Consider the following 6040-nt stretch of genomic DNA (forward strand, 5'->3'; position numbering starts at 1 on the left):
CATTATAGAGACCGAGACTTAGTTGGATTAACTGTCTTGAAAGCTTCGGATTTTAACAGTGGAGATAGTGAAAATAAAATTAATGGCTCTGAAAATCCTGAAATGGGTTGACAATTTGGTCAGGGTGGGTTAGGATACCACGAGTTAACAGCAAATTCGTTTATGGCTGACTTCCAACTAACCACTCCTATCGCCTTCCTGATTTTTAATCGACCTGATACGACGGCGAGGGTATTTGAAGCTATCCGTCAGGCTAAACCACCTAAGTTATTAGTGGTTGCCGATGGTCTCCGTCCAGATAGAGCCGATGATATTGAAAAGTGTAAGGCGGCTCGTGCTATTATTGATGGAGTTGATTGGGATTGTGAGGTATTAACGAATTATTCGGATGTAAATTTAGGTTGTAAGAGTCGGGTTTCCAGTGGATTAAACTGGGTTTTTGATACAGTTGAAGAAGCAATTATTCTTGAAGATGATTGCCTACCGCACCCTAGTTTTTTTCAATTTTGTGAGGAACTGTTAGAATACTACAGGCATGACCAGAGAATTATGGTGATATCGGGAGATAATTTTCAGTTTGGGAGAAAGCGCACGGAGTACAGTTACTATTTTTCTCGCTATAATCATATTTGGGGTTGGGCAAGTTGGAGGCGAGCCTGGCAATATTATGATCTTAAAATGAAGCTATGGCAAGAAATTAGTGATGGTAGCTGGCTTGAGTCTATTTTAGGAGAAACTCAGGCGGTGAAATACTGGACGAAGATTTTTCAAACTGCTTATGATAATAAAGTCGATAGTTGGGATTATGGATGGACATTTGCCTGTTGGATTCAGAATGGTCTAACTATCCTTCCTAATGTAAATTTAGTTAGTAATATTGGATTTGGTGCGGATGCTACCCACACCAGCAGAGCCATTCAATCTGTTGTCAATAACCCAGTGAGGGAAATGTCCTTCCCTCTACAACATCCACCCTTCATCACTCGTCATTTTGAGGCGGACAGGTTCACTTGGGAAAATATTTATAGACCCCAGATAAGTTTGTTATTTAAGTTGAAATCCAAAATTTTGAAATTGTTAGGAGATACTTAATTATTCGTGCTAAAGATGAAACGAGATTTCTGCGTTATTTATAATTACCAAATAGATACCAATCTGGTTATGGAAGTGAAAAAATGAGATGACGATATTATCTTTACCTCTATTGCTCAGCTAACGCTAAATACTCAAAAAATGCCCTCTGGTTTATGTATTTATGCCACCAAAAAATCAAGATAAACTCAGTCAAACAACAAAATCTACAAAATAGACATTTATATCATGAAATTTCTGGCATCTGTTCATAATACACTACAATATCTTTACCTAAAATGTCGGATGAATGCCCCCGCTACATTTTTCGACAAGATACTCACCTTTGCGGGGGATGAAATCCGACCAGAATATCAACTTGTGGAACAAGAGTTCAAAAAACATTAAGCACTAGAACTCATCAATGTCCCAATTGTCAAACAGTCTTAGATAGGGATCATAATGCAGCAATAAATATTCTTAAAAAAGGGTTGAAATATTTGGGAAATCATCTCAACGGTACTGTGGAGACATTGAGAATCTAAGCTGTCTCGTTGAACAAGGAATTTCCGATAGTGATAGGTCAAGAATCCCCCGTCACAGCGTAGCTTGACGGTGGGAGTATGTCAAAGAAATAAATTCTTATCTGAATCTAAAATAATGAAAAGTATTGTTCGCTGGCTAAATAGTAGAAGTATTGCTAAACAAATGAAAATATATTCGTACCTAATAAATGGACGAAAACCTTGGTCAACTGGCTATAGTTTGTTTAAAGAAAATATAATTAGAAAATCTATCAATGATTCCTTGACAATAGATATTTTTCAAAATAGCTTGCAGCTGCCAAAGCAATATGGAGAATTTTTGGATGAGCGAGTTGTTGAATATCCTTGGTTGATTTCACGAATTAGTCAGGGAGAAGGAAAGCTACTCGATGCAGGATCTGTTCTTAATTTTGCCTATCTTTTAGAGAATCCAAAACTTAAGAACAAAAATATTACTATAATGACTTTAGAGCCTGAAGGGAACTGTTATTGGTGGAAGAAGATATCTTATCTTTTCGGAGATTTGCGTAAGATTCCAATTAAAGATGATTGGTTTGACGAGGTGGTGTCAAGTTCTACGATTGAACACATTGGTATGGATAACTCAATCTACTCATCAAATCCAACTTTTAGAGAGAACAAATGTCTAGATTATTTACAGGCTGTATCAGAATTTAAGAGGGTGACTAAACCAGGAGGGAAAGTTTACATTACCGTACCTTACGGTCAGTACACTGATTTTGGCTGGTATCAGCAGTTTAATGCTGAAATGATTGACTTGTTAATTGATACTTTTGCTCCGGCAAAGCTGATTGAAACTTATTTCTGCTATGAGTCAGGTGGATGGTCAATAAGCGATAAACAGTATTGTCAGAAATTTCAAGGTTTTAATATTCATGAAACCAAATACTTTAATCCTAATAGTACGAAAGATTACGATTCTGATTATGCGGCCTGCAGCCGTGCGATCGCTGCTTTAGAGTTATGGAAATAATCTGATATGTCTACTAAATTTACTCATACTTGGGAACAAGCAGTTCGTTGGCTTAGAGAGCAGCCAGAAAAACAAGAACTGGTACGTTGCTGTTATTACGACGATCCGTTGGAGTTAGCAGCAGAAAGATTTAGTAACAGTGAAGAATGGCTTGCAGTTAAAAATCTATTGAGTCAATATATACCGGGAAAAGTATTAGATTTGGGTGCAGGTCGAGGAATTTCCAGTTATGCTTTTGCTAAATTGGGATGTTCCGTTACTGCCTTAGAACCAGATTCTAGTCCGCTGGTTGGCGCTCAAGCCATCCAATCTTTAGTTGACAGCACTCAGTTACCTATTCAAATTATTCAAGAATATGGAGAAACCTTACCCTTTGAGGACAATACTTTTGACATCGTTTATGGACGAGCGGTACTTCATCATGCCCAGGATTTAAAAAGACTCTGTCAAGAAGCAGCACGAGTCTTAAAACCTGGAGGAGTATTGATAGCAACTCGTGAACATATTATCTCAAAAAAGGAAGACTTACCACTCTTTTTAGCGTCACATCCTCTACATTTCTTATATGGCGGAGAGAATGCTTATTTGCTGCAAGAATACCTAGAAGCTATCGAGACAGCCAGACTAAAACTGCAAAAAGCAATCGCTCCCTTCGACAGCGTAATCAACTATGCACCGATGACCCAACAGGACTTTTCAAACTTAATTAAATCTGTCCTAGCTCCTATTATTGGTGACAAATTAGGCAACTGGCTGGCTAACAATGAAACTTTACAAAAGTTTTGTGGTTGGTATCAATCTCAAAAGTCAGACACTCCAGGTCGTCATTATTCATTTATTGCTATCAAACCCTGAGATTAATATCTTGAAAACTGTTCTTATTACTGGTGTTACAGGATTTATTGGGCGGTATATAGCTCGCGAATTCGCCCAAGCTGGGTGGTCTGTTGTCGGTTTGGGAACCCGTCCTCCAGAAAACGCGCCAACTCAATATCTCTTGGGTTATTATCAACTCACTCTACCTTCCCCTGATTTAGCCATACTGATCGAACAACTACAGCCACAGGTCTGCATCCATTGTGCTGCAAGGGCATCAGTTGCTCTTTCAGTAAGTGAACCAAAAGCAGATTTTACCGATGGAGTAGTTGTTACTTTCAACTTATTAGATGCACTTCGCCTTCATGCACCTCAATGCCGAGTTATTTATCTTTCTAGTGCTGCTGTTTATGGTAATCCCAAAACTTTACCTATTAATGAAAGTCATTCCCTCAATCCTATTTCACCCTATGGCTACCATAAGCTAATCTGTGAACAACTTTGCCAGGAGTTTTTCCAAGTTTATGGCTTACTCACAGCTACAGTACGCATCTTTTCTGCCTATGGTCCGGGATTGAGGCGACAAGTTGTCTGGGATATCTGTCATAAGGCTCTGACAAACCCCGTTCTCAATCTACAGGGAACAGGTAATGAAAGTCGTGACTTTATCCATAGTCGAGATATAGCCAAAGCTCTCTACCTCTTAACAGAGAAAGCTCCTTGTCACGCCGATGTTTATAACTTGGCAAGTGGAACAGAAACCTCTATTAAGGAGTTAGTTAACTTGATACTAGAACATTTGAAACTCGATATTCCTGTACATTTTGATGGTACAATACCTATTGGCAATCCCTTAAACTGGAAAGCTGATATAAATTGTCTCAAAAAACTTGGGTTTCTTCCTGAAGTAACTCTTGATAGAGGAATCAGTGTCTATACTCAATGGTGTCGTGCGGAGCTAATGGGATGATAAAAACCTTAAATATTGGTATTCTGATGCAAGCTGATGATAACTGGATGGGGGGGATTATTTATATTAAAAATCTTGTCAAATCTATTGCCGAGTTACCCGCCAATAAAAGGGAGCATATTAAGCTATATTTATTTATTGGTTCTAATCTCAAAAAAAGCTATTATGAAGAACTGGAAAATCTAGTGGAACAAATATACATAACTAATTGTATAAAGCCCTCTTTTTTGAATCGATTATTATGGAAAGTCGGTCAAAGTGCTTCTTGGCTAAGGGATAGAAGGTTGATAAAACTTTTAGAAAGTAAAGAAATAGACTTTGTATATCCTGTTTCAATAAAGTGGGGTATTTACTGGGAGTTTAATTGCGGTTGGTCAACTTGGATTCCAGATTTTCAACATAAATATCTACCCTCATATTTTTCTGCCAAAGAAATAAAAAGCCGTGATAAAGCATTTGAATATTTATCTAACAATTCGTTAAATATAGTCTTTAGCAGTGAAAGTGCTTTGAGCGATTTTGCCGCTTTTTACCCTGAATCTAAAGCTCAGAAATTTGTATTAAGTTTTAGAACGATACCCAATCAAGACTGGTTTGAAAATCATTTAGCTCCAACATTAGTTCAGGAAAAATATAATCTTCCAAACAAGTTCTTTTTGGTTAGCAATCAATTTTGGATACACAAAAATCATAAGCTTATCATAGAAGCACTTATCTTATTGAAAAGAACAAATGTCAAGCCCGTAGTTGTGTGTACTGGTAAACTTTATGATAGCCGATTTCCTAAGTATGGAGAAGAAATAAAAAATTCAATTGAAAAAAACTCTTTAAGCGATCAATTTATAATTCTTGGATTAATTCCACGTTGGGATCAGATTCAACTCATGAGGAGATCGTTAGCAGTGATTCAGCCTTCATTGTTTGAAGGATGGAGTACAGTAGTAGAAGATGCTCGAGTGTTAGGTAAAACAATATTATTATCAGATATTTCTGTCCACAAAGAGCAAAATTCTCCCAGGGCTATATTTTTTCAACCAGATTCTTCACAAGAGCTTGCCAATCACCTTGAATTATTAACTACTAAGCTTATGCCTGGACCAGATTTAATATCTGAATCAGAAGCGCGAACCAACAATAAAATAGAATGCCAAACTTATGCAGAACAATTTCTGAATATTGTCCAAACAATTGTTTCCTAGTTGGAAACTAAATCAATTTCTCTTTGGTGCTATGACGGCAACAAGCGATCGCCGAAAAGGATTTCATCTGCTGCTACCTGCCATAAAAAAACTCAGCCAGTGGGAAATATGGCAGCATAAATTAGAGTTAGTGGTCTTCGGGGCTTCTGAACCGGTTAATCCGCCTGATTTTGGACTGAAAACCCATTATTTAGGCAGATTAAATGATGACATTTCCCTAGCTTTAGTCTATGCCGCCGCCGATATTTTTGTCGCTCCCTCAATTGAGGATAATCTTCCCAATACAGTCATGGAAGCTCTCGCCTGTGCCACTCCCTCTGTTGCCTTTAAAATTGGTGGAATGCCTGATATGATCGAACATCAAGAGAATGGTTATCTGGCCCACCCCTTCGAGGTGGAAGACTTGGCACTGGGAATTAATTGGGTATTAGAAGATACAGAAAGG

General features: G+C 37.8%; 5 protein-coding genes and 2 pseudogenes. All 7 read left to right on the plus strand.

Translation table 11 applies throughout. The features are described 5' to 3' along the window. Positions 1-162 precede the first annotated feature (162 nt). Entirely contained in the window at positions 163-1092 is a 930-nt protein-coding gene (locus tag IM319_RS14705; RefSeq protein WP_287736039.1) for a glycosyltransferase family 2 protein, read from the plus strand. A gap of 353 nt (positions 1093-1445) precedes the next feature. Then, a pseudogene (locus IM319_RS14710) lies at positions 1446-1684 on the plus strand (zinc ribbon domain-containing protein); the annotation flags it as partial. 47 nt (positions 1685-1731) lie between these two features. Next, positions 1732-2610 (plus strand): methyltransferase domain-containing protein, encoded by an 879-nt coding sequence (locus tag IM319_RS14715; RefSeq protein ID WP_287736040.1) that lies wholly within the window; start codon positions 1732-1734, stop codon positions 2608-2610. Positions 2611-2616: 6 nt separating this feature from the next. Further along, on the plus strand, positions 2617-3465 hold the full coding sequence (locus IM319_RS14720; protein WP_287736041.1) for a class I SAM-dependent methyltransferase: 849 nt from the start codon (positions 2617-2619) through the stop codon (positions 3463-3465). A gap of 10 nt (positions 3466-3475) precedes the next feature. Beyond that, on the plus strand, positions 3476-4396 hold the full coding sequence (locus IM319_RS14725; RefSeq protein ID WP_287736042.1) for an NAD-dependent epimerase/dehydratase family protein: 921 nt from the start codon (positions 3476-3478) through the stop codon (positions 4394-4396). Then, positions 4393-5595: a glycosyltransferase family 4 protein gene (locus tag IM319_RS14730; protein WP_287736044.1), complete on the plus strand. Its 1203-nt coding sequence runs from the start codon at positions 4393-4395 to the stop codon at positions 5593-5595. The genes IM319_RS14725 and IM319_RS14730 overlap by 4 nt, the downstream gene beginning before the upstream one ends. Before the next feature lie 19 nt (positions 5596-5614). Continuing rightward, a pseudogene (locus IM319_RS14735) lies at positions 5615-6040 on the plus strand (glycosyltransferase); the annotation flags it as partial.

Origin of the sequence: Microcystis sp. M113S1 (assembly GCF_020246945.1) — a bacterium.
In the GTDB taxonomy this organism is placed as follows: domain Bacteria; phylum Cyanobacteriota; class Cyanobacteriia; order Cyanobacteriales; family Microcystaceae; genus Microcystis.

What these genes read in the sequence shown, in the direction of transcription:
- IM319_RS14705 (WP_287736039.1), top strand. Translation starts at nt 163, where the DNA reads ATGGCTGACTTCCAACTAACCACTCCTATCGCCTTCCTGATTTTTAAT.
- IM319_RS14715 (WP_287736040.1), top strand. Translation starts at nt 1,732, where the DNA reads ATGAAAAGTATTGTTCGCTGGCTAAATAGTAGAAGTATTGCTAAACAA.
- IM319_RS14720 (WP_287736041.1), top strand. Translation starts at nt 2,617, where the DNA reads ATGTCTACTAAATTTACTCATACTTGGGAACAAGCAGTTCGTTGGCTT.
- IM319_RS14730 (WP_287736044.1), top strand. Translation starts at nt 4,393, where the DNA reads ATGATAAAAACCTTAAATATTGGTATTCTGATGCAAGCTGATGATAAC.